This is a genomic window from Rhizobium sp. P1_B8, assembly GCF_056406515.1.
Genome location: NZ_JBFTZZ010000050.1, coordinates 1 through 21,930, shown reverse-complemented (window position 1 = coordinate 21,930; position 21,930 = coordinate 1). Strand labels below are relative to the sequence as shown.

Here is a 21,930-nt window from a genome sequence, read left to right as displayed (position 1 = left end):
GATATTTTCCCATGTGTTCAGTCGTATTGATTCGAGATTGGTACCATGATCGTTACGGAAGAGGTGTTTTCGCGCTTTCGCGATAAGGGAAAGGTGCCGGTACGCAGTCTGCCGTCGAGCCTCTTTTCGCAGACAGGCGATTTGTTTTTCAAGAATGACGCCGCCCCGCTGTCCCAATTTCCGAGCGATGTCCGCGAGGTTATACACGTGGTGCCCGTCTTAGCATTCTTGCAGACCGTCCCTCCACTTTCGGATGAACGTGAATGGATCGCGTTGCACCATCAATGTGGCGGATATCACTGTTTGGAAGTCGCGATGGTTGCGACAATTCTCACACCGAATGTGACGATCAAAGACAAGCTCGACCAAATCGGAAAGCAGTTCTACTTCGCACAACACGGAAACCTTGAGCCAGGCAACATGTTGGCATCCTCTATTTCAGCATATTCGACAGCACTAAGCGCAATCGGCCTTGATTGCGAGTGCACATGGCGAAGGCTTTCAGAAGGGCTCTACCCTATCGATTGCACTCAGGAAAATCTCAACAAGGTCGCTTCCGATGCGCCCTCCCTAGATATGCTGGCAGATTGGCAGGGATTTACCCGGGCGCGGTACAGCACGGACCCAATCATCCTATTGCTGGCAAGCAATAGCGACTGATTGGCCGTCTCACGCGCTAGTGTGAGCAGCACACCGCTCACCGATTTTCGCCGATCCGCTGATCACTTCTCGCAAAGTTTGGCCAAGTTCTTCTCCAAACTTCGCCGCAGGGCGCCAGAGATTTCAGTCTCCAGTCCTTTGATGATGTCGCCGAACCGGCCACCGGTCTTCACGATCTCGATGGAGGTGTCAGTCATCTTGCAGGTCGCCAGGTCGACCTTCAGACGAACCGCGGCGGTTGCTGAAAACCCTCCTTCGACCAGCGCTTCGGCTGAGGTCTTGCAAGCAAGAGTGCCCCGGGCGCTCGCCTCCGCGGTGTCGCCATTCACCGACAATTCCAGGTTCTCGATCTTCACGGCATCGAGCTTGTCGATGCCGACCTCCACGCTGATGCCGAATTTCGACACCTTGGCCTTCAAAGACCTGCATGGCTGCGCGTCTCCGATGACCCTCTCCAAGGCATTCGGTGCCTGGGCGTTGGCGAAGGAGCATGGCTGGAGGAGAAAGGCTCCTGCCGCCAGCAGGCCCAAACAGTTCCACATCGCTTTCTCCGATCTCACCGCGTTTTCCATGGATGCATCGTAACCCGCTCCCGCGTTGTTCTCGTCGCCGTGAACTGTGATCGACAATGCGTGGATGAGCAACGGGAGTTTCAGCGCTACCTCCCATGGCGCCATCTGATTGCTGCTTCGGTCCGATTGCTGGCGCCAAGTGGCAACTTGTGCTTGGCAAAAGGCCGAACGGCCAGGTCATCCGGAAGACTGGCGTTATTACGATCGTGCTCATCGGTGACATCGTCGTTCCCGGCGACGGCATCGCTATCCGGTTTCCCGTTCAACTGTTGGTCCTGCTCGAAGTCGTCTAGGGTCGGGCATCCCGAAAGTAATGCGCATCGATGTTCTAAAGGTGAGCGCCAGTTACTAGAGATGATATGCTGGCCTTGTCACGCGGGCGGTAAACTTGCACGCGGAAGGCCGCACAAGACAACAGGTCATCGATGCTGATGATCGAAAACTATCGGACCGGTTTGCCCTGGAATATCAGGCGTCGACGCAAGCCCCTGGTGATGGGATTACGTCGCGTCCGATTTTCAGGAGGGTGGCTCTAGATTCGATGCGCCCCGACCCCTAGCGTGCCCGCGCCCGCCTAGTGGGTACCGTCCTTCACCTGAGTTCCCTTCAACTGCTGCAGCGGATCGAAGCCCAGAGGTCGTGGTATCGTCGAAGCCGTCAATTGCGAGAATCCGTTGAGGGCGGCATTGAGGCTTTGACGACGGTGGCGGACCGGCCGCGAGCCCCTTATACATCACGGCACGACGCATGTGAGGCTGTCCAGGACCCGGTGTGCGACCTCATGAACCGCTTTCCCCACCGCTATTGAGAGCCAGCGCGGAACTGATGCAATCAAGCAAAACCTGTTCGCCAAACGGTTTTGTCAAGCAGCCCACGATGTCCGCGCCCAACGCAGACGCGCGTACGTTCTTTTCCGGAAAGGCGGTGATCAGAACAGTCGGAATGCTCTTGCCCAGCGCGACGAGCCGGCGATGCAGATCGAGCCCGCTCATTCCGGGCATATTGATGTCCGTCACGAGGCAGGCCGTGCGGCGGATATAAGGGAACCTCAAGAAATCATCCGCGGATGAAAAGGTTTCGGCATCAAATCCCATCGACCTCAAGAGCCCCTTGATAGCCTCCCGCATCGACTCGTCGTCGTCGACGATCGCAATCAGAGGTCTCTTGGTTGGCACTGCCGCCTCCCAACTTCGCCGATCAGCATCATGCCGAATTAGCGTTGTGGCGCGCTCGACTGGAAGATTTTAGTATTGAACGGCGACAAAGGCAGCGCAAGCTATACGATCGTATATATTATCTAAGACTTGTGGAGCGAGCTGGGTCTCTGCCCAAAAAGCGCCCGTGCTCCGATTGGAATATTCCGGCGAAGGATTTCTTTTCGATTTTACGCAATGCATGCTCGATCACTCGACACAGCATCGAAAGTGCTTGAGGTTTTCTTGCTTCGCGCCGCCCGATACTTTCGGCACGCGTCCCTTGTGACGGTAGGCGCCGACCTTGTGGCATCGGCACGCCATGGCAGACTCCAGGACGTGCAAGCGCTTTTGGAGACCGCCCGCATCTAGCCTTGTGGCCGAGGTAATTATCGCGCATTCTGGTGTGCGAAGAAAAGCCGCTTCGGCACTAGCGAAGGAGAGAGGAGGAGTGTTCTCATCGCGTGACTGGCGCTGCGCTGGTTGGGCTTTGCCCGATGCTGCTGCGGTGAGGGTGGACAGAATAAATCCCAAGACGTCGATTCACCTTGAGGGCCCTGACGATTGACCGAGGCGCCAGCAACCATCATTGTCATCGATGATGACCCGGAAATCCGCGAGGCGCTTGGCAGTCTGCTGCGTTCCGTCGGCTTTGCCGTCAATCTCCTCGCTTCGGTGGGCGACTTCCTCAGGTCTGAGCGACCCGACGGACCGACCTGTCTCGTGCTCGATGTCCGGCTTCCGGGGCAAAGCGGTCTTGATTTTCAGCTCGAGCTGTCGCGAGAAAATATTCAGCTGCCGATCGTCTTCATCACCGGGCACGGCGACATTCCCATGTCTGTCCAGGCGATGAAAGGGGGCGCGGTCGAGTTCCTGACGAAACCGTTCCGAGACCAGGATTTGCTCGACGCCGTTAACGTCGGCTTGGCACGCGACCGCGTGTGGCTTGAAAATGAAAAGGCATTGGCGACGGTGCGCGCGCGTTTCGATAGCCTGACCCCGCGGGAGCGGGAGGTGATGGCTTTGGTGGTGACCGGAAGGCCCAACAAGCAGATTGCCGGCGATCTAGGCGTGAGCGAGATTACAGTGAAGGTTCACCGCAGCCAGGTCATGCAGAAGATGGGCACCAGATCCCTGCCCGAACTCGCGCGTATGGCTGATAAGCTGATGCTCGCTCCGGGAAAGCCGCAAACGCACTCATAAAGGTCCTGGCCGCGCGTATAGGTCACCCCCACCTCATTGGTTATCGATCCTTCCTGATGGCCAATAGCCCAGGCGGGAGCCCTGCTCTATTGTGCGCGTTCCTTTCCTCCCATCCTCCCAGGCCGGATCGCCACCGATCGGCCCGCCTTGGCCTCCCACCCCGCGGGAGGCTTCTTTTTGGCCTCAGCCCGGCAAGACACTTTCGACTCACCATGGCGGGGTGGAGTAGCTCGGACCATCACCGCAGTCATTGTCGAGGCCCAGGATGACTTCTCCGACATGACTCGCTGAGCAGAAGTTCGCTGATGGGTATCGGTGCCGGTATTCCAAAGTATCGCGAAGGCGAAACCACAGTATCCCCCCCCGACCGCCCAGCAGCCGCTGGGCGGTCTTTCGTAGAGGCGGACCACGCATCGAACGGGCGGGTGGCCGCTCGTTGTTGGGACGAACAGGCGAGATGTGGTAAGAAGATGGCGAAGTGGTCGCGGTCGTCATATGTGCTCGCTTTGGCCAATTTGACGGGACGGATCTCCGAAACGAAAATGGCAGTGCCGGATCCGACAGGCGAGATGCCGAAGTCGGCAAGCAGGCACATCCTCTTGCTTCGGCGTTGGTGGAGATGAGTTTGGAGGTTCTTTGGGAGGACGGTGATCGCGTGTTCCGGCGGGAACGGCGCCTAGGTGCCGACGGCAAGTGGAACCCGGCACTGGTCGTGCTTTCGGCCCTCGAGTACCCGACACCTTCGAGCCTCGGCCGCCTCGACCATGAATATGGCTTGAAGGACGAGCTTGATTCTGCATGGGCGGTGCGACCGCTTGAGTTGGTGCGCGAAGGCGGCCAGACGATGCTGGTGCTTGAAGATCCGGGCGGCGAGCCGCTCGCCCGGCGGCTCGGCACGGCGATGGAACCGGAGCTTTTCTTGCGCTTCGCGATCGGCATCGCCGCCGCGCTGGGCAAGGTCCACCAGCGCGGTCTCGTCCACAAGGACATCAAACCGGCCAATATCCTGGTAACGGGCACGGGCGCCGAGGTGCGGCTAACCGGCTTCGGGATCGCCTCGCGCCTCTCCCGCGAGCGCCAGGCCCTCGAGCCGCCCGAAGTGGTCGCCGGAACGCTTGCCTACATGGCCCCCGAACAGACCGGGCGCATGAACCGCTCGATCGATTCCCGCAGCGACCTTTATGCGCTCGGCGTGACCCTTTACGAAATGCTTACCGGGAGCCTGCCCTTTTCCGCCTCCGACCCAATGGAATGGGTGCATTGCCACATCGCACGGCAACCGACGCCGCCCAACGAGCGGGCGGTGGATGTTTCACCGGCGGTATCGGCCATCGTCATGAAGCTGCTCGCCAAGACGGCCGAGGAACGATACCAGACGGCAGCCGGCGTCGAGCACGATCTGAGGCGCTGTCTCAGCCAATGGGAAATGCGGTGCCCGACCGACGTATTCCCGCTCGGCGAACGCGATATCCCGGACCGCCTGCGGATTCCCGAGAAGCTGTACGGGCGGGACCACGAGGTCGAGACCTTGCTCACTGCCTTCGACCGCGTGGTGTTGAGCGGGGCGCCGGAGTTGGTCTTGATCTCTGGCTATTCCGGCATCGGCAAGTCGGCGGTGGTCAATGAACTCCACAAAGTTCTGGTGCCGCCGCGCGGCCTGTTTGCGTCCGGCAAATTCGATCAGTACAAGCGCGACATTCCGTATGCGACCCTGGCACAGGCTTTTCAGAGCCTTATCCGGGGGCTTCTCGCGAAGAGCGACGCTGATTTGGCACTCTGGCGCGAGACCCTGAGAGAGACGCTGGGGCCGAACGGACGGCTGATGGTCGATCTCGTCCCCGAACTGAAGCTCATCATCGGCGAGCAGCCGCCGGTGGCTGAACTTCCGGCACCGGACGCGCAACGGCGGTTCGAGCTGGTATTCCGCCGTTTCATTGGTGTCTTCGCCCAGCCCGAGCATCCGCTGGCACTGTTCCTGGATGACCTGCAGTGGCTTGACACGGCGACACTCGATCTGCTGGAAGACCTCCTGACGCGGTCGGATCTGCGACACCTGATGCTGGTTGGTGCCTATCGCGACAACGAAGTAAGCGCCGCCCATCCGCTGATGCGGACACTTCGCGCGATCAAAAGCGCCGGCGGCAATGTCGCGGAGATCACGCTTGCGCCGCTTACAAAAGGCCATCTCCGGCAGTTGATCGCGGATGCGCTCCACTGTCAGCCCGATCGTGCGGTCCCGCTCGCACAAATGATGCACGACAAGACTGGCGGCAATCCGTTCTTCGTCCGTCAGTTTCTATTTTCGCTCGCCGAGGAGGGAATGCTCACCTTCGATCATGACGCGGCATGCTGGTCCTGGGATCTCGGTCGCATTCACGCCAAGGGATACACCGACAACGTCGTGCACCTCATGGTCGGCAAGCTCGCGCGCCAGCCGCTCGAAACGCGGGAGGCGTTGCAGCAGTTCGCCTGTCTTGGAAACATCGCTGATACCACGATGCTTTCACTCGTCCTCGGGATCCCGGAGGAGCAAGTCGCCGGGGCCTTATGGCCCGCCGTCGCTCATGAGCTGCTCGAGCGGCTGCCAGACGCCTACCGGTTCGTCCACGATCGCGTTCAGGAAGCGGCCTATTCGCTGATCCCGGAGGAGCGACGCGGCGAGTTGCACCTTCGCATAGGGAGACTGCTTGCGGCGAACACCGCGCCGGAGTTGATTGACGATTATGTCTTCGAGATTGTCAGCCAGCTCAATCGGGGAGCCACGCTGATCACGTCGACCGAGGAGCGCGAGCAACTGGCCGAGTTCAATCTGCTGGCTGGCAAGCGCGCCGAAGCGTCGACGGCATACGCCTCGGCGCTCAACTACTTTGTCGCCGGCACGGCGCTGCTGCCGGAAGACGCGTGGGAGCGCCAGCGCCAGCTGACCTTCGCGCTTGAGCTGAATCGCGCCGAATGCGAATTCCACCTGGGCGCGCTGCCGGACGCGGAGGAGCGGTTGGCACGGCTTTCCAATCGTGCTGTCTGCTCCGACGACCAGGCTGCTGTCGCCTGCCTGCGCATCGATCTCTATGCCGCGCTCGGTCAGACCAGTCGCTCCGCCGCGGTCGGTCTCGACTACCTGAGGCAGCATCTCGGCGTTGACTGGTCGCCGCATCCGGCCGACGAGGAGGTGCAACGAGAATACGACCGGATATGGTCGGGGCTCGGGAGCCACGCGATCGAGGAGCTCATTGACCTGCCGCTGATGAGCGACCCAGCGTCCTCCGCGACACTGGATATTCTCACGCGGCTCGTTGGGGCGGTATGGCACACGGATGCGAATCTGGCATGCATGGCAATCTGCCTAGCTGTGAACGTGAGCCTCGAGCGAGGCAACAGTGACGGCTCCTGCTACCATTATGTGTCGCTTGGCTATATTGCCGGGCCGCGCTTCGGCGACTATGAGGCCGGATTCCGGTTTGGACAGCTAGGCTGCCATCTGGTCGAAACGCACGACCTGAATCGCTTTCAGGCCAGGACTTACAAAGACTTCGGGGCCCACGTCATACCGTGGACGAGACATGTCCGAATCGGCCGCGACATCTTGCTGCGAGCGCTTGACATCGCCAACCAGAGCGGCGACCTCACGTTTGCCGGATACAGCCATGTCAGCTTGAACTCGAATCTGCTGGCGGCTGGCGATCCGCTTATCGAAGTGCAACGCCAATCGGAGGTTGGCCTCGCGTTCGCGCGGGAGGTGCGGTTCCAGTTCGTTGTGGACCTCGCCAGCGCGCAGCTCGGACTCGTCCGGACACTGCGGGGGTTGACCCGGAAATTCGGCTCCTTTGATGACGACGGATTTGACGAAGTTGAGATCGAGCGCCGGTTTTCCGAAAATCCGAATCTCGCGGAAATCTGCTACTTTGTCAGAAAACTGCAGGCGCGGTTCTTTGCGGGCGACCACGAGGCGGCCGTGGATGCGTCATTGCGGGCGCAGAGACTGCCGTGGACATCGGTGGCGCATTTTGAGGAAACGCCGGAGCATCATTTCTACGGCGCCTTGGCCCGCGCCGCATGCTGCGATTCGGCCGCGGCCGAGCAGCGGGCGCGGCATACGGAGGCTCTGGTCGCCCACCACCGACAGCTTGAAATCTATGCGAAGAATTGCCCGGAGAACTTCGAGAACCGAGCAGCGCTCGTCGGCGCCGAGATAGCGCGCCTTGAAGGCCGCGAAATCGACGCGGCGCGCCTTTACGAACAAGCGATCCGCTCGGCGCGCGCAAACGGCTTCGTTCATCATGAAGCCCTCGCATATGAACTCGCCGCCCGCTTTTATGCGCGGGGAGGTTTCGAGGACTTCGCTCGTCTTTATCTCCGCAACGCGCGTGGCTGCTATCTGCGCTGGGGTGCCGACGGCAAGGTGCGACAACTCGACCAACTCTATCCCGACCTGAGAGGGGAAGAACGTGCTCCCGCTCCAACGAGCACCATTGGCGCACCGGTCGAACAACTCGATCTCGCTACCGTTATCAAAATCTCGCAAGCCGTGTCGGGAGAGATTGTTCTTCAAAAGCTGATCGACACGGTCTTGCGGACCGCCGTTGAGCAGGCGGGCGCCGAGCGCGGCCTGTTGATCCTGCCGCGTGGGGGTGAGTCACGGATCACGGCGGAGGCCACGACGGGCGGCGAAACGGTCGTGGTGCGGATGCGTGACGAGATCGTGACAGGGACAACCCTGCCGCAATCGCTCCTTCATTATGTCTTGCGCACAAACGAAAGCGTTGTTCTCGACGACGCCATGGCTCAGAATCCATTTTCCACGGACCCCTACATTTGTCGGCACCGGGCTCGTTCCATTCTCTGTGTTCCGTTGCTCAATCAGGGCCAACCTGCCGGGGTACTCTATCTTGAGAACAACCTCGCCCCCCGGGTCTTCGCGCCGGCCCGGATCGTGGTGCTGAAGCTGCTCGCATCTCAGGCAGCGATCTCACTAGAGAATACCCGGTTGTACCGCGATCTCGCTGAACGCGAAGCCAAGATCCGTCGCCTCGTCAAGGCCAACATCATCGGGATCGTCATCTGGAATATCGAAGGTCGCATTCTCGAGGCCAACGACGCGTTTCTCCGCATGGTGGGATACGACCGAGAGGATCTTGCCTCGGGTCGGCTTTGCTGGACGGACCTGACACCGGCCGAATGGCGCGACCGCGATGAACGGACCGTCGCGGAGTTGAAGATGATCGGGTCGGTCCAACCCTTCGAGAAGGAGTACTTTCGGAAAGATGGCAGCCGTCTGCCCGTGCTGATGGGCGGTGCTCTCCTAGAAGAAAGCAGGAACGAAGGTGTTTCTTTCGTCCTCGATTTGACGGAGCGCCGTCAGGCCGAAGAGGCGTTACGGGAGAGCGAGGAGGCCTTGCGCGAAGCGCTGGGGCAACTTGCCCACGCAAACCGCGTCGCCACGATGGGGCAGCTCACAGCCTCCATCGCCCATGAAGTCAATCAGCCGCTCGCCGCGTCGCTCACCAACGCCCAGGCGGCCTTGCGCTGGCTCGGTAACCGTCCGCCGAATCTCGAGGAGGTGACTCAGGCGCTCGGCCGGATTGTCGAGAACGCCAATCGAGCCGGCGATGTCATTGGCCGGATCCGTGCCTTGATCAAGAAGGAACCCCCTCACAAGGGGCAATTCGACCTCAACGAGGCCATTCGTCACGTGATTGCCTTGACCAGCGGTGAAGTGCTCCGGCAAGGCGTCACGCTGCGGACCCAATTCGCGAGGAGCCTCCCGTCGGTGGAAGGGGATCGTGTCCAGTTGCAACAGGTGATCCTAAACCTCATCATGAACGCCATCGAGGCGATGAACGGCGTTAATGAGGAAGAGCGCGAGTTGCTGATCAGCACCGGGACAGGCTCGGGAGGCGTGGTCGTCAGGGTGCGCGACTCGGGTCCAGGCCTGGACCCGCAAAGCATGGACCGCATTTTCGAGGCTTTCTACACGACCAAATCCAGCGGCATGGGTATGGGCCTGGCGATCTCCCGTTCGATCATCGAGGCTCACGGGGGCCAGATGTGGGCCACCGCTAATGACCCTCGTGGGGCAGTGTTTCTGTTCACCCTGCCTCTAGAACGAGACGAAATCCACACAACGCATGCCGACCAAATCACAATGCCGGGAAAATAGGAGCAACAACTGGCTGAAGCTTTCGCAGCCAGTGCTGCTCTCGGCGAAGTGTGAAGGCGTCGGCGGGCCTCTCTTCTCCATCGCGAGACGACCGAGGTGCCGCTGAAACTGAATTCACCTTCATGACGCGGTCAGCGGGCGAATGGAGGCAGCAGTGGAGAAAGCAACAAGCGCATCGCAAGGGGCGAAATCGTGCCACGGGAAGCTGGACGCGATGAGCAGCACTACCATGTCCGTACCAGCTAAACGGTGCTTCGCCCCAAGTTCGATGATCCAGGTGCGGACCAAGAAACCCTATCGAAGACACAGATCGTTTGGCTTAATGCATAGTCACGGAACTCACTGAAGGGCAAAGATCCTCGAAGTCCTCCACAAGACGGAAAAGCCCGAAGGAGTAGCACAAGAGACCGAACCGCGTCCCGGTCACAAACAGGGTAAAAGCAGATCTCCCGGCGCGCAAAGCTTGTCCCCAGGGAGGCGTGATTGTTTCGCGTGGCATGACGGAAAACATCATCAAATGAGCCCCAAAGGCCGTATTCGGCCATGATGAACCATCTGGCGGCATGTGGAGCGGAGAGCCTGGAGCCCAGGGCCAAGCTTTCCCATATGCGCTGGGAAACAAGGTCAACGGGACCAGATCGATTTCGATTCGGTTGAGTTCATGTGTCATGGCGTCAATCCTTGGAAGGAACGCGAAAGAACGAAGAGGCAAACGGTGCGACCCGTAGGCTCCCCGGCCACCTTGTGTGGTGAAACCGCCGTCCCGACTGATCTTGATGCAGGTACTACCCCCGCTGCGTGATGAACTCCCGAGTGAGCCTGATCACATGGCCGCGCGGAAGAAATGTACCCTGACCATAGCAGGACGCTGCCCGACCCGCCATTGATCTGGAGGAAGGATCGGGGTAACGAACAGGAGGGGATGACTTATACGGGGGTTTAGGAGTCCTTGATCGAGGTCGGCAAGCCGCGTGATGTCTCCGCTGGAAAGTCGACCATCACCCGCGTCGCGATGAGATGCCCTCGGCTGGAATGGACGACCATGACGCCGATATCGCGCTCGTTTTTCGAGGGCTTCATGCTCAAAAACGAGTGGCCGAGCCTGGCATGGCTCCCTAGCGCCCGCCTGTTTGCTGCGGTCGTATAATTTCCACATACACAAGTATGATGGTGGACCTGTACACTTTGTTTTAACGTTTGCTCATAAGTGCCGGCTTCGCCAAGCTGCTCATCCTTGCACGGCTTCGCTGGCCATTAGTGTGTTGGAGCCATGGGGAGTTTTCAGGTTCCAAAACCGTTAGGGAAGGACGCAGAATGCCGACGGTATCTCCGACTCCGATCACGCCCCCAGACGAGCACGTTGTGACAGCCCGCGAGGCGCTTGAGCCCCTCTACGAAAGACTGGAGCTTCACACCGAATCCACCTTGCTTTCGGCGGCAATGGCCGCCGGATGGCCAGCCGAGGAAGCAACGAGGGCGCTGGCTGCCCTTAGATTGCAAGACGCGCTCAATATTCTTTGCCGAGCGAATTCAAGTCCAAGCATATCGATGCACGGCCAAACGGCTGAATGAAATGGCAGTCTACGCGAAGTTCCAAGGGAATTGATCCAACGGGGATATCCAGCAGCACGATCAACGAAGTCTGCGTCAATGGAAACGCCCTCAAGCAATTGAATTTTGGAAGAAGATGTCGCCATGGCTGCCCAACGCTGCCCGGCGCGCTCTCTGACGATCGCCGAGACGATGTCTAGTTCCTGAGATCAAGGAATTCGTGGAATTCAACGGGCTGTGCGACACAGGCGTTCAAGCGGAGCTTCTGGCTTCCGCGGCGGCTCGGTCACGGGGTGATCGAAACAACGCAGGCCCGCCAGCACGTCCAATTTGACCTCAAGGAAGTGGTACAACAAGCCTCAGTCTGGTCAATCTGGCAATCCAATCCGTTTCCCGACGACGACCACCTGTTCGCGTTCCCAGGGGCGTGTAAGACAAGAGCTTATTCCGAAACGGCCCAGAGCCAATAGCCTCGAAACAGCCGCGAGCCTGCGCGGATGGCCGGTTGCTTTTAAAGCTGTTCGACAAAACACCAGAGGCTCACTTGGTTGCCACGATTTAGTAGATCGACCAAGTTGTCGGCCTCCTCGGCGGTGAGCATGTCCATGACAAACCCATCGATGATGGCCGCCTGTCCGCTGACTTTATCGAACACCGTCCAGTAAATATTGAGGTTCTTGCAACGGCTATATCTTTGCGATGCCATCGTGAACGGCCTCCGTGTGGTAACGACTTTGGTCAATTGTGAGCGATCTATCAGACATGACTGCCTGGCGGCTCTTGGACATCCGCGAGGCTCGTGACGTCAGTCGGCAGCTCGGCAGAGGGCTCGCATTCAGCGGGTGGTAAGGGAACTCTTGCACCACAGAGAGTCAGGCCGCTCGTTGCCTTTAAGAAGGCGCTCACAGTAGAGCATTTTTGTACGCGCTAATGAAGAGATGCGTTGGAATCAGGCATGCTATCTGTTCGTATAGCCTTCCAAAAGCTCGATGATCGATGCAGCGTGTCGACGGCCATATAGATCGATGCGCCTGTGGGACTTGGAGGAAAGCAGCTTGAAGAAGATCATCCTCATGCCACCAGTGTCCTCTTACTCTCCACGATGGACACGGTGTCGACGAGCTGCTCCAGCAGTTCCACACACACCTCAGCCCGGACATGATGCGGCATATGGCCCACGCCCCTGAGCGTTTTGAAGAGCGCCTGGTCGTGGCTCCGTTGGATCCACGCCGAGTGCCACCGATAGTCGATGACCCCGTCCCGGTCGCCGAAGACAACGGTCATAGGCAGGTCGGACGAGAGGCGCCCGAATGCGGCCATGTCGGCGTTGAAGGCGGACAGTTCCGCGGCCATGGTCTCGATTGTGGGCGACGACACGATGTAGCGCGCTGGCAAGGCTGCCAAGTATTCCGGTACGGGATTTGGGGCGGCCGAGGTTCGCAGCGCGGAGCGGAAAATCACCTCCGGCCAGCGAGTGGTCATCTGGCGGCGGACGGCGGATCCGATCACCGGCATCATCGCCGTACGCAACAGCACGAGTGGCTTGAAAGAAACTGGCCTGCAACAAGGTGCGATCAGCAACATAGCCCCAACGACGGCGGGGCTGTTTTTCGGAGCCTATGCCCTAAAGCCCGTCGAAGGAGGTACGTCTCAACCATTGCCGAGGCCAATTTGCGCCCTAATTTCAAAAGACTTGGCGAGAGCGACCGACACATCGATGTCTTCGAGCGACGCCAAGATCACGGAGGCGGAATTGGAAAGTGACCTCGGCCCCCGCCGCGTCTATTCGACCTCGCCATCCTCCCCTTCACGCATGCCTGCCTTCGCGAGTGTACTCGCTGTTATTGCCATTCTGTATTTTGGCAAGGACGTACTTCTTCCTCTAGCAATCGCAGTGCTGTTGACGTTCGCGTTGGCTCCCATCTCCTCTCGTCTTCGAAAGCTTGGTATGCCGCGTATTGCGGCGGTCATAGTCACTGTCGTGATCGCTTTTCTTGTCCTCGTCCTGTTCGGGCTTGTCGTAGCGGGACACGTAGCCGAAGTCGCCCAGAACCTTCCGGCCTACCAAGGCAACATCATAGCAAAAATTCGGTCTCTCCAGGAAAGTGGAACGGATAGCGGTATTGTGCGGCGCCTGACATCAGTCGTTGAGAGCGTCGGTCGTGAGCTCAGCAACGCCGAGGAGCGCCCAGTTGCTCCCGGTACCGCATCAAGACCAAGGGAGCCTGTGCTCGTTGAGATATTCGCGCCGAGTAGACCAATTGAAACACTGACTAGCCTGATTGGTCCGCTGCTCGGCCCCATCGCCTCATTGGGCTTGATCATCGTCGTCGTAATATTCATGCTTTTAGAGCGGGAAGAGCTTCGCGATCGCTTTATCCGGCTCGTTGGCTATGGCGATCTGCATCGCACAACAGAAGCCATCCAGGAGGCAGGTAGCCGCGTCGCGCGGTATCTTCTTATGCAGCTGGTGGTGAACTGCGCCTACGGCGTCCCATTGGCGCTCGGACTATGGGCGGTTGGCATTCCAAATCCAGCGCTCTGGGGGATGCTAGCCATCGTCCTTCGATTTGTCCCTTATATCGGGCCTGTAATCGCGACGGTTCTGCCGCTGTTCCTGGCCTTTGCAGTTGACCCTGGCTGGAGCCTTGTTCTCTGGGTTGGGGCCATCTTCCTCGTGCTGGAATTGACCAGCAACAACGTCATCGAGCCCTGGCTCTATGGTTCTCGTACCGGCCTCTCTCCGCTGGCAATCATCGTCGCGGCGATTTTTTGGGCATGGCTGTGGGGACCAGTCGGTCTTGTGCTGTCCACGCCTCTGACCGTGTGTCTTGCAGTGTTGGGCCGGTATGTCCCGCAGTTCGAGTTCCTTGAGGTCGTTTTTGGTAGTGACCCGGTGCTCGATCCCAAGGAGCGGCTGTACCAGCGGCTTCTTGCCGGCGATCCCGATGAGGCGACCGACTACGCTGAGGAATTCCTCGAGGAGGATTATCTGGAGGATTACTATGGCAAGGTTGCCATTCCCGCCCTTCTACTCGCGGAGAAGGACAGGCGTCGAGGCGTCTTGACCGCGGAGCAGATGGAACAGGTGTTCGGGACCGCCATCACACTGGTCTCGAACCTCGCGGAAATCGCGGAGGAAGAAGAGCAGGAAGAGGAAGAGGAAGAGGAACAGAAGGAGACGGAAGCGGCAGGTCGGCCCAGCACCCCCCTCAAGGAAGGGAATGGGGATGAAAGCGAACTACCTGACGGACGGGGCAAGACCGTCTTTTGCGTCGGAGGCAGGGGGCCGCTCGACGACGCGTCGGCTGCGATGCTTGCCCAGATTCTTCAGGTACAGGGAGCCGAGGTGGTCGCAGCGAGGCATTCTGACATCCCCAATCGCCGCGCCATGAGCCTCGTTCCGAAACAATCGAACGCCATCGTAGTTTGCTTCCTCAACGAGGACTCGGCAAGGCACGCCACCATACTTGTTCGTCGGTTCAAGCGCATATACCCAGCCATTCGCGTCGGTGCGGTCCTTTGGGTGGAAAACCAGGAGGAAAGGCAGCCGCCCGCGCTTGGGGAGGCGGATTTCGTTGCCACGACCTTGACCTCGGCCGCCCGCGAGGCACTCGCCGATGCACCACCATCGTTGGTGACGCCCGCGCGCAAGATTCGTACCAGGCGGTCCTCGAACAAGACAGGCATAGCCGCCGCGCGCTCCGGGATTTAGGTGTCCAAGGGGCGGTCAGGCGCCATAAGATGCGCCAGTCAGTCGGCAAGACCAAGCTAACAATAGTGAGCAAATCGTGGGCAGTTCCCGAAGCAGTAAAGCCTACGACCGTGCGACAAGCCCACCGGTTGCTAAACTTCGCAAATCAGCTCACTTTTCTCTTCCATGGAGATAGCGAGACCTTCCATCGGGCAGGATCAACCTGATCGCCACATGCGTTGCCAGGATGCAATCGACGCCGCGTTCCGTGATCTGCTCGAAAGAGCTACCGCAGCGGGATGGTCGGAGCGCGAGGTCTTCGTTGCGGTTATCGATCTCGCGGACAATCATATGCTCTCGATGTCGGCGAACGAGGAGATGAACGCCCTCATTGAATTGTTGAAGCGCATGACCTGATCTTTGGGCCGACGAGGGTTCTCACCGGCCGGAACATTCGGCCTTTAACTCGATTAATCTACCTCCACATAGGAGGAAGCAATCATGGACCACACCAACCACGTCCGCCTCACGACTTCGGAACTTACCCCTGCCGTCCTCGAAGGTGCCACCATCTATGGAGCCGACGATCACAAGGTCGGCAAGGTCGATCATATCCACGGGGCGGGCGCCGGCGGCTCCGCGGTCATCGACGTCGGAGGCTTTCTGGGTATCGGCGCGAAGCCTGTTGCAGTTCCGATCTCGGATCTTGAGTTCATGCGCGATGAAGACGGCGACGTTCACGCGGTTACGAACTGGACCAAGGACGAGCTCAAGCAGATGCCCGCGCACCGCGACTGAGCGTAATCACATGATGCCTTCCGTCCTGGGGTAGTCGTTGACGCTGCCGGGCGGAAGGCCCATCTGTTCGCACATGGCAAAACCCAAGACCACCGACGATGCGGAGCTGATCAAGGAGTGGCCCCTATCGACCGCAGCCACGCTCGGATCATCCGTTCGCGCGAAGGGGATTCTGATGGAAATTCGCGCACGTCTGCCTTTGGCGGTGAGAAAGTCGCTCGAAATCGAGGCGGGTGCTCTGACATTGGCGATGGCTGAAACGGCTAAGAGTGCGTTCCGTGCTGCTTCTCAGTTGTTTCCGACGTGCTCGAAGACATCGAAACCTTGCCTGTGATCCCTCCTGAAATCCAGGATATCCTGACGAGCTCTACTACCGAGAGACATCGCTGGCTCAGCGACGGACGCTTGCGCAGCGCTGGAACCCGCACGGTGAAGCTGCGTGGGCGGGCGAGGAAAATTACCTTCCACGTATTTGACCCGCGCGTGGTGGAGGACATCCTCGACCGAGACCTGGTGACAGTCTGGCGCGAATAGGATGCTGAAGCTACGGTCGAGAAACGACGCGTTCGCTGAAGACCAAGGCCAAGACCCCTTCGAAACCTGATGCCGACCCCGACGATGCGTCACGTTCGAAACCTCTCGGCTGCGAAGAGTTCAGTCGCGATGGGTTGCTCCGCTAAGGCGGCGGAACCTCTGCAACGCAGTTTTCGATCCCTTCCCAATAGTCGCCGAAGGCATTTCGGCGAACTTGAAGATCAGGTCGGCATTACAGACATGGAGGCCTTCACCCCTCCATCGGCATGCTGCAATACAGCCTTGCGGAATATCTCCTTCGCGAGGAGGACGTGACAGTTAAGACTGTCACCGAGGGAGTTCCGTGTCTTCGGCGACTTGCGGACGCCGACGAGGGATCTACATTCCCCGGATGAAAATCTTCGAATCCGGCGACGGCTCTCAGCGGAATTCGCTTCGTGAGGTGCTGCGAAGCCTCGACAGGGCCGACGGCAGACAGGCGATCGCCTTTCGGCTGGTATTTGCTGCCATTGACGTTGCCATTCTCGCCTTCTTCCTGCTCGGCCCGTACCTGCGATCCGGTCCGTCCTATCTAATTATCGACTATGCGATAGCAGTGTGGATCGCCGCCGAGATGGTCGGCCGGGCGGTCGCCGTATTCTCTGTGCGTGAGTGGATTCGGCGGCCGATGACCTGGATCGACTTCGTGGTGCTGGCCACGCTGTTGCTGCCGGACCTGCTCTTCAATTTCGCTTTCCTACGGATCATGCGGTTCTGGGCGATCGGCACGAGTCCGCTGCTCAAGGACTTGCTGCGCAAGGCCGGCTACTTATACCTTCTCGACGTCGTCCGGGCGGTGATCAATCTCCTTGTGTTCCTCTTCATGGCAACCGGGTTCGTCTATACGTCCTTCTTCTACAACAGGGAGGGAGGCGAAGGATTCGTCGATGCGCTATACTTCACGGTCGCGACGGTAACGACGACGGGATTCGGGGACATCACGCTTCCCGGAACGCTGGGCAAGCTCACTTCCGTTGTGACGATGATCGTCGGCATCTCGTTATTCGTCAGGCTTGCTCAGGCAGTCGTCCGCCCTCACAAAGTGACCTATCCCTGTCACCGATGCGGCCTTCAGCGCCATGACGCCGACGCCGTTCATTGCAAGGCGTGCGGAGACGTCTTGAACATCCCGGACGAGGGATCGTGACCGTCGATCCTGGCTAGACGATACGGTAGGATTTGCACGCAGCCGTTGTCTAAGAGGGCGCCTCAAGAACGTGACGCGGTTGACGCCACCCGATAGCCAGCTCGACATCTCCAGCGCATTGTCGCGTGTTGATGTCAGAAGCACAAAGTGCGGCCGCTTCGGCCCCATCTCAGTGAACTGGCGGCGGAACACGTCGATGTCGATGTGCGTGACTGCGCCGGAAGAGCGAAATCCACGCGCTGGTCGATGAAGACTGGCTCCCCGACAGCTGCAGTCGGCGAACCGAGCAAGATTTCAGAAGGCTGATCTCTTCTCAACTGTGTGAGGTCCACCTACCCGTTCAACCCCTTCGGTTCTTGCACGCCATTTGATCTTCCGCTTCTCGTTCCGACCTTCCAAGCAGGTATTTGCTCGTCGAAACCTTTGAGCTGTCGCGGGCCGAGAGCGACCAATAAAATTTCTCCACGCACGGATTGCGCTACAGCGTGATCGACGAGGATTTGCTGATCGGCGGCGGACGAACAGAGTCGCGATGCCAGGTTCACGACATGTCCGATCGCGGTGTAGTCAACACGGGCTTCGTAACCAATTCGGCCGACTGTCGCCCATCCCATCGCCAGTCCGATGCCGAAGCCAATCGCATGACCGAGCAGACGCCATTCGGCGATCAGGCGCTGGATGGCGTCCTGCATGTCGATCGCCATCTCAACAGCACGAAGTGCCGGGTCTGCGCACGGTACCGGCGCGTTGACGAGCACCATCAAACCGTCTGCCGCGAAGTTGGTCAGCGTGGCCTCGTAGCGTGTGATGATCGTGCCGAGCGCCTCATAGTACTCGCGCAAGACCTGCATGATCTCCTCGGGTTCGGCGTGCGCCGAAAAAGCGGTGAAGCCACGTAAGTCGCAGAATACAGCGACGACTTCCGCGCGCTGTCCGGCGAGCACGCTCTCGTCGCCGGACTTTTCGACGAGTTCCGCGACCTGCGGCGCGAGAAAACGCTTCAGCCGTGCAATTCGCTCTGAACGATCCCGCGATACGGCGAGTTCTTGCGCCATTTCATTGAACCGGTCCGCCAGTCGTTCGAATTCGTCTCCTGTGGCGATGTCGATACGGTGCTCGAACTGTCCAGCACCGATTTTCTCGGTGCCTTCCTGCAGCAGGCGGATTGGTCCGGTCATCCGCCTGGCAAGCCAGTAGGCAAGCGCCGATGCGAAGATGGCGGCGGCGAGCAGCAAGCCACCCGTCCGCCACAATGACGCATACAGCGGTGCGAAAGCCTCGGCCTGCGCCTGCTCCACGAACACGGTCCAACCGAGATTGGGGATCGCCGCCATGGCGGTCACAACCGGTTCGTTCTCGGCGTTGCGGGCCGTGGTCGCCTCTCCCCCTGCGGCGGCGATCTCGTCCCGCAATCTGGTGAGGGCCGCCGCTGTCTTCTCGTCCGTGCCCTGCAACACCTTGCTAATGTCGGGGTGGGCGATGAGCCGGCCGGTCCGATCGAGAACAAACGCCCGGCCACGATTCCCGACGCGAATTTCCGAAACAACCGTCCAGACAAGCTTCAGGTTGATTTCGGCGACGACGATGCCACCTGCCTTACGGTTTCCGGCCATGGCCATGGTCATGAACGGTTCGGAGCCGTCGCGAAAAGTGACTGGCCCAAACCATGTGCCGTTCGAACGAACTCCCAAGACAGCAGGATCGCCAGAGCGATCCGATCCCCCTTCCATCCTGTTCAAGTCGATACGGGAGACATGCAGCCGTTCGACGCCGACATCGTCAACAAGGGTGATGCTGGCGATCGCCGGGGCTAGGCGCATCACCCGCAGTGCATCGAGCCGATGGTATGCCTCGGCATCAGCGGTCCAGGCTTGCTGGACCGTCCAACCCAGTTGATCCTTGATGCCGTCGAGAAAGCTCTGAATTTTGCCGGCCGCCGATGTGGCCTCCACCCGCAATAGAGCGCTGAGCATTGCACGCTGGTCGCGATAGCCGAACCAAGCGTCGCCGATGCCGCTAATAGCCAGCGGAACAATGACCGCAGCGAAGAAGGCGAGGAAGTACTTCCGGAACAGCGATCGGCGCATCGGGGCGGCTTGAAGCTGGATCGAACGCCGCACACCATCCTCACTCGATGACTTTATCAGCCATCAGCAAAACGGTCTGCGGCAGCACGATCCCGAGTGCCTTTGCCGTCTTCAGATTGACCGACAAGTCGAACTTCGTCGGCTGCTCGATCGGCAACTCCCCAGGCTTGGTTCCTTTCAAAATGCGATCGACATAATAGGCGAGCCGATGTTGCATTACACCATAGTCCGCCGAATAGGCCATCAGGCAGCCGTCTGCGACGTACCACGAGCCCCAAGCCATGATCGGCAGGTGATGCTCGATCGCCAAGGCGGCGATTCGCGACGACTGGTCGGCCAGCATGAGGTCGGGAAGCACCAAGGCGGCTTGAGCGCCGTCGGCCTTCATGCGCGAGAACGCAACATCGAGTTCGCCCGGCTCGCTGACTTGCTGGAGGCTCAAAGCCACTCCTAGGTGGCGGGCAGCTTGCTTGGTGTCCATTTCGAAGGGGAGATATGACACCACCGGGTTTGCCAGCACGCCGACAGTGGCAAGCCCCGGTATGGCCTCCATCAAAAGCTGCAGCCGTTTGGCGGCTAGTTCAGTGGCGTAATAAGTGACACCCGTGAGATTGCCCCGAGGTTTTGCGAGGCTGCTCGCTAAGCCTGCCGCAACTGGGTCACCGCTGATGATGGTCACGATTGGAATCGCATCGGTCGCTGCTTGGGCAGCATGCGCAGCCGGCTGAGACGAAGTCACGATCACATCCACGGGGAGCTGCGCCAGGTCCCCCGCCGCGGCTGCAAGGCGACTGTCTTGCTTACTCGCGCTCCGGCACTCGAAGCTGAGTTCGTGCAGCGTGTAGCCCAGGTCGTGAAGCCCTTGCATGAACATTCCGAACTCGCTGGTTTCGCTCGCATAGGGCATACCGCAAGGCCACCAGGCGAGAAGGCCGATTCGTGGCGTCTTGGCCGACGTCTGCTGCGCGGCGGCGATGGCAGGAAGGCTCATCGCCAGCGCGACTGCAAGTTTGAGGAAGGGACGTCGTTTCGGTTTCATCCGAACACCCCTCGCTGACCCACGGCACATAACGGTGGGATGATGAGATCCGGCTAATTGCTGCAAACTCACATTTCGACGCGCCCCTTCTCCTGAAGGAGCGACCGACGAACAAGCCAAAATATTCAGTGGACGAAAGTATAGTCGATATTGGCGCCCATTGGTAGCGCGGGCAACCTAGTTGGCAGTTGCTGCGAAGCCAGAACAAGGCGCCCCCCTACCCGTCGGACAGCGCGCCGGCGGCGCTGATCAGGCGGCGACGTGCTCCTTGGCAGGAGGTTGGAGGTCCGGCGGTGGAAACTCCAACCAAGAAGGGGTTCGGCACTCGGCTCGTCAGCTCCAGCCTGTCCGCTTTCGGGGAGGTCTCTCTTGATTACGCCCCGACCGGGCTCATCCTGAGGCTGGATGCGCCACTTCAGAAGCTGCAATATAAGAACTATTCCGACGCCGAGGAATAGTTTGATTGCGACACTAGGATGGCCGGCGCTCGAGAAATCAAAGACATCGATGATGTCATCGCGAGACGTTTGGATCTTCCTTGTTCCAGGCAACAAGCGAACCCGATCCAAAAGTCGGTTCACGACGGTCTGGCAGTTGCTAAGGTTTGTCGACAGGCTCGCCGTTTGGGTTGGGCACCGGTGCCTCCCTTGTATCTCGAGCCGGGTGTTTCTGATCGTCAGGCTCCGGTGGCAGTTCTTTACGGTCAGGGTGATTGACCGGCTGGTCTTTAGGATTGCCCCCTTTGTCATTATTCTTTTTGGACATGGCCAGTTCCTCCATTCAACAGTACGAACAGACTTGCGAGATCGAAAGTTCCGAGACAGCCAGACTGCCGTGGTCAGAGCATATGGTCCATCTGCAGCACAGCCACCGGCCATTCGCCAGGATGACGCTTGATGAACGCCCAAGGCGAAGGGGATGCAGGCGGATCAGCGCCAATGCGTGACGTAAGCGCCGGCGGCAAACGACGGCGCTTACCGCAGRTGCGTAGTGTGGAACCGGAGTTCTGTTCAGGTGTTCCTCTCGATCAGCAGGGAGCTTCCCATGACCTAYATCGCATCACCAAGCTACGACCGTAACGACCCCAGTCGCGCTTCGAACCTCCGTCAGTGCCTSGAGACCGCCAGACGCCGCCTSGATGAGACTTCGCATGCGTCCGAAACCGAGAAAATCGAGACGCTTGTGGCTTCCGCCATCGAGGCGGGTTGGGAAGACGATGAAGTGCGCGACGCACTTAGCCCCGGTGACGAGCAAGA

18 protein-coding genes and 3 pseudogenes are annotated in these 21,930 nt (G+C 59.4%); 12 read left to right on the top strand and 9 right to left on the bottom strand.

What is annotated here, in order from left to right; translation table 11 throughout:
• The first annotated feature begins 45 nt into the window (after positions 1-45).
• On the top strand, positions 46-660 hold the full coding sequence (locus AC1D2N_RS34590; RefSeq protein WP_047617722.1) for a hypothetical protein: 615 nt from the start codon (positions 46-48) through the stop codon (positions 658-660).
• Between the two features lie 62 nt (positions 661-722).
• Here AC1D2N_RS34590 and AC1D2N_RS34585 read toward each other — a convergent pair whose 3' ends face one another.
• Entirely contained in the window at positions 723-1,202 is a 480-nt protein-coding gene (locus AC1D2N_RS34585; protein ID WP_130653948.1) for an LBP/BPI/CETP family protein, read from the bottom strand.
• A gap of 179 nt (positions 1,203-1,381) precedes the next feature.
• Between AC1D2N_RS34585 and AC1D2N_RS34580 the strand changes: the two genes are divergently transcribed.
• Positions 1,382-1,525, top strand: coding sequence for a hypothetical protein (locus AC1D2N_RS34580; RefSeq protein WP_245484436.1), 144 nt, complete (start codon positions 1,382-1,384; stop codon positions 1,523-1,525).
• Between the two features lie 486 nt (positions 1,526-2,011).
• Here the strand turns inward: AC1D2N_RS34580 and AC1D2N_RS34575 are convergent, their stop codons facing one another.
• Positions 2,012-2,407, bottom strand: coding sequence for a response regulator transcription factor (locus tag AC1D2N_RS34575; protein ID WP_130653685.1), 396 nt, complete (start codon positions 2,405-2,407; stop codon positions 2,012-2,014).
• Between the two features lie 582 nt (positions 2,408-2,989).
• Between AC1D2N_RS34575 and AC1D2N_RS34570 the strand changes: the two genes are divergently transcribed.
• Entirely contained in the window at positions 2,990-3,628 is a 639-nt protein-coding gene (locus tag AC1D2N_RS34570) for a response regulator transcription factor (RefSeq protein ID WP_018246394.1), read from the top strand.
• 625 nt (positions 3,629-4,253) lie between these two features.
• Positions 4,254-9,785, top strand: a complete 5,532-nt coding sequence (locus AC1D2N_RS34565; protein WP_130653949.1) for an AAA family ATPase — start codon at positions 4,254-4,256, stop codon at positions 9,783-9,785.
• 939 nt (positions 9,786-10,724) lie between these two features.
• Here the strand turns inward: AC1D2N_RS34565 and AC1D2N_RS34560 are convergent.
• A complete protein-coding gene (locus tag AC1D2N_RS34560) occupies positions 10,725-10,865 on the bottom strand; it encodes a hypothetical protein (RefSeq protein WP_165403075.1) in 141 nt (46 codons plus the stop codon).
• A gap of 234 nt (positions 10,866-11,099) precedes the next feature.
• Between AC1D2N_RS34560 and AC1D2N_RS34555 the strand changes: the two genes are divergently transcribed.
• The gene (locus AC1D2N_RS34555; RefSeq protein WP_112908566.1) at positions 11,100-11,357 is read left to right on the top strand and encodes a hypothetical protein; all 258 of its coding nucleotides are present in this window, start codon (positions 11,100-11,102) and stop codon (positions 11,355-11,357) included.
• A 490-nt stretch (positions 11,358-11,847) separates the two neighbouring features.
• Here the strand turns inward: AC1D2N_RS34555 and AC1D2N_RS34550 are convergent, their stop codons facing one another.
• Positions 11,848-12,042, bottom strand: a complete 195-nt coding sequence (locus tag AC1D2N_RS34550) for a hypothetical protein (protein WP_130653686.1) — start codon at positions 12,040-12,042, stop codon at positions 11,848-11,850.
• A 365-nt stretch (positions 12,043-12,407) separates the two neighbouring features.
• Positions 12,408-12,872, bottom strand: coding sequence for an alpha/beta fold hydrolase (locus AC1D2N_RS34545; RefSeq protein ID WP_245484435.1), 465 nt, complete (start codon positions 12,870-12,872; stop codon positions 12,408-12,410).
• Positions 12,873-13,053: 181 nt separating this feature from the next.
• On the opposite strand from AC1D2N_RS34545, the gene AC1D2N_RS34540 reads away from it, so the two are divergent.
• From AC1D2N_RS34540 to AC1D2N_RS34520, 5 genes and pseudogenes are all read left to right on the top strand, one after another.
• Positions 13,054-15,051: an AI-2E family transporter gene (locus AC1D2N_RS34540; protein ID WP_197728228.1), complete on the top strand. Its 1,998-nt coding sequence runs from the start codon at positions 13,054-13,056 to the stop codon at positions 15,049-15,051.
• A 213-nt stretch (positions 15,052-15,264) separates the two neighbouring features.
• Positions 15,265-15,447, top strand: a complete 183-nt coding sequence (locus AC1D2N_RS34535; RefSeq protein ID WP_018448446.1) for a hypothetical protein — start codon at positions 15,265-15,267, stop codon at positions 15,445-15,447.
• A gap of 84 nt (positions 15,448-15,531) precedes the next feature.
• Complete coding sequence (locus tag AC1D2N_RS34530; protein WP_130653687.1) at positions 15,532-15,828, top strand: PRC-barrel domain-containing protein; 297 nt, start codon at positions 15,532-15,534, stop codon at positions 15,826-15,828.
• 73 nt (positions 15,829-15,901) lie between these two features.
• Positions 15,902-16,508 (top strand): annotated as a pseudogene (locus tag AC1D2N_RS34525) (hypothetical protein).
• A 245-nt stretch (positions 16,509-16,753) separates the two neighbouring features.
• A complete protein-coding gene (locus AC1D2N_RS34520; protein WP_130653688.1) occupies positions 16,754-17,548 on the top strand; it encodes a potassium channel family protein in 795 nt (264 codons plus the stop codon).
• A gap of 72 nt (positions 17,549-17,620) precedes the next feature.
• On the opposite strand, the pseudogene AC1D2N_RS34515 reads toward AC1D2N_RS34520, so the two are convergent.
• The 3 genes and pseudogenes from AC1D2N_RS34515 to AC1D2N_RS34505 form a co-directional block, all read right to left on the bottom strand.
• Positions 17,621-17,752 (bottom strand): annotated as a pseudogene (locus AC1D2N_RS34515) (alpha/beta hydrolase); the annotation flags it as partial.
• Between the two features lie 128 nt (positions 17,753-17,880).
• On the bottom strand, positions 17,881-19,668 hold the full coding sequence (locus AC1D2N_RS34510) for an adenylate/guanylate cyclase domain-containing protein (RefSeq protein ID WP_018448444.1): 1,788 nt from the start codon (positions 19,666-19,668) through the stop codon (positions 17,881-17,883).
• Between the two features lie 7 nt (positions 19,669-19,675).
• Positions 19,676-20,674, bottom strand: coding sequence for an ABC transporter substrate-binding protein (locus AC1D2N_RS34505; RefSeq protein ID WP_130653689.1), 999 nt, complete (start codon positions 20,672-20,674; stop codon positions 19,676-19,678).
• Positions 20,675-20,943: 269 nt separating this feature from the next.
• Between AC1D2N_RS34505 and AC1D2N_RS34500 the strand changes: the two are divergent.
• A pseudogene (locus AC1D2N_RS34500) lies at positions 20,944-21,132 on the top strand (regulator); the annotation flags it as partial.
• A gap of 139 nt (positions 21,133-21,271) precedes the next feature.
• Here AC1D2N_RS34500 and AC1D2N_RS34495 read toward each other — a convergent pair.
• Complete coding sequence (locus AC1D2N_RS34495; protein WP_157626510.1) at positions 21,272-21,439, bottom strand: hypothetical protein; 168 nt, start codon at positions 21,437-21,439, stop codon at positions 21,272-21,274.
• 279 nt (positions 21,440-21,718) lie between these two features.
• Between AC1D2N_RS34495 and AC1D2N_RS34490 the strand changes: the two genes are divergently transcribed.
• The coding region (locus AC1D2N_RS34490; protein ID WP_477982882.1) for a hypothetical protein at positions 21,719-21,930 on the top strand (212 nt) is incomplete at its 3' end.

Coding starts and splice junctions, on each gene's coding strand:
- AC1D2N_RS34540 (WP_197728228.1), top strand. CDS start 13,054: ATGTCTTCGAGCGACGCCAAGATCACGGAGGCGGAATTGGAAAGTGAC.
- AC1D2N_RS34585 (WP_130653948.1), bottom strand. CDS start 1,202: ATGTGGAACTGTTTGGGCCTGCTGGCGGCAGGAGCCTTTCTCCTCCAG.
- AC1D2N_RS34505 (WP_130653689.1), bottom strand. CDS start 20,674: ATGAAACCGAAACGACGTCCCTTCCTCAAACTTGCAGTCGCGCTGGCG.
- AC1D2N_RS34555 (WP_112908566.1), top strand. CDS start 11,100: ATGCCGACGGTATCTCCGACTCCGATCACGCCCCCAGACGAGCACGTT.
- AC1D2N_RS34550 (WP_130653686.1), bottom strand. CDS start 12,042: ATGGCATCGCAAAGATATAGCCGTTGCAAGAACCTCAATATTTACTGG.
- AC1D2N_RS34560 (WP_165403075.1), bottom strand. CDS start 10,865: ATGAAGCCCTCGAAAAACGAGCGCGATATCGGCGTCATGGTCGTCCAT.
- AC1D2N_RS34590 (WP_047617722.1), top strand. CDS start 46: ATGATCGTTACGGAAGAGGTGTTTTCGCGCTTTCGCGATAAGGGAAAG.
- AC1D2N_RS34535 (WP_018448446.1), top strand. CDS start 15,265: ATGCGTTGCCAGGATGCAATCGACGCCGCGTTCCGTGATCTGCTCGAA.
- AC1D2N_RS34495 (WP_157626510.1), bottom strand. CDS start 21,439: ATGTCCAAAAAGAATAATGACAAAGGGGGCAATCCTAAAGACCAGCCG.
- AC1D2N_RS34520 (WP_130653688.1), top strand. CDS start 16,754: ATGAAAATCTTCGAATCCGGCGACGGCTCTCAGCGGAATTCGCTTCGT.
- AC1D2N_RS34530 (WP_130653687.1), top strand. CDS start 15,532: ATGGACCACACCAACCACGTCCGCCTCACGACTTCGGAACTTACCCCT.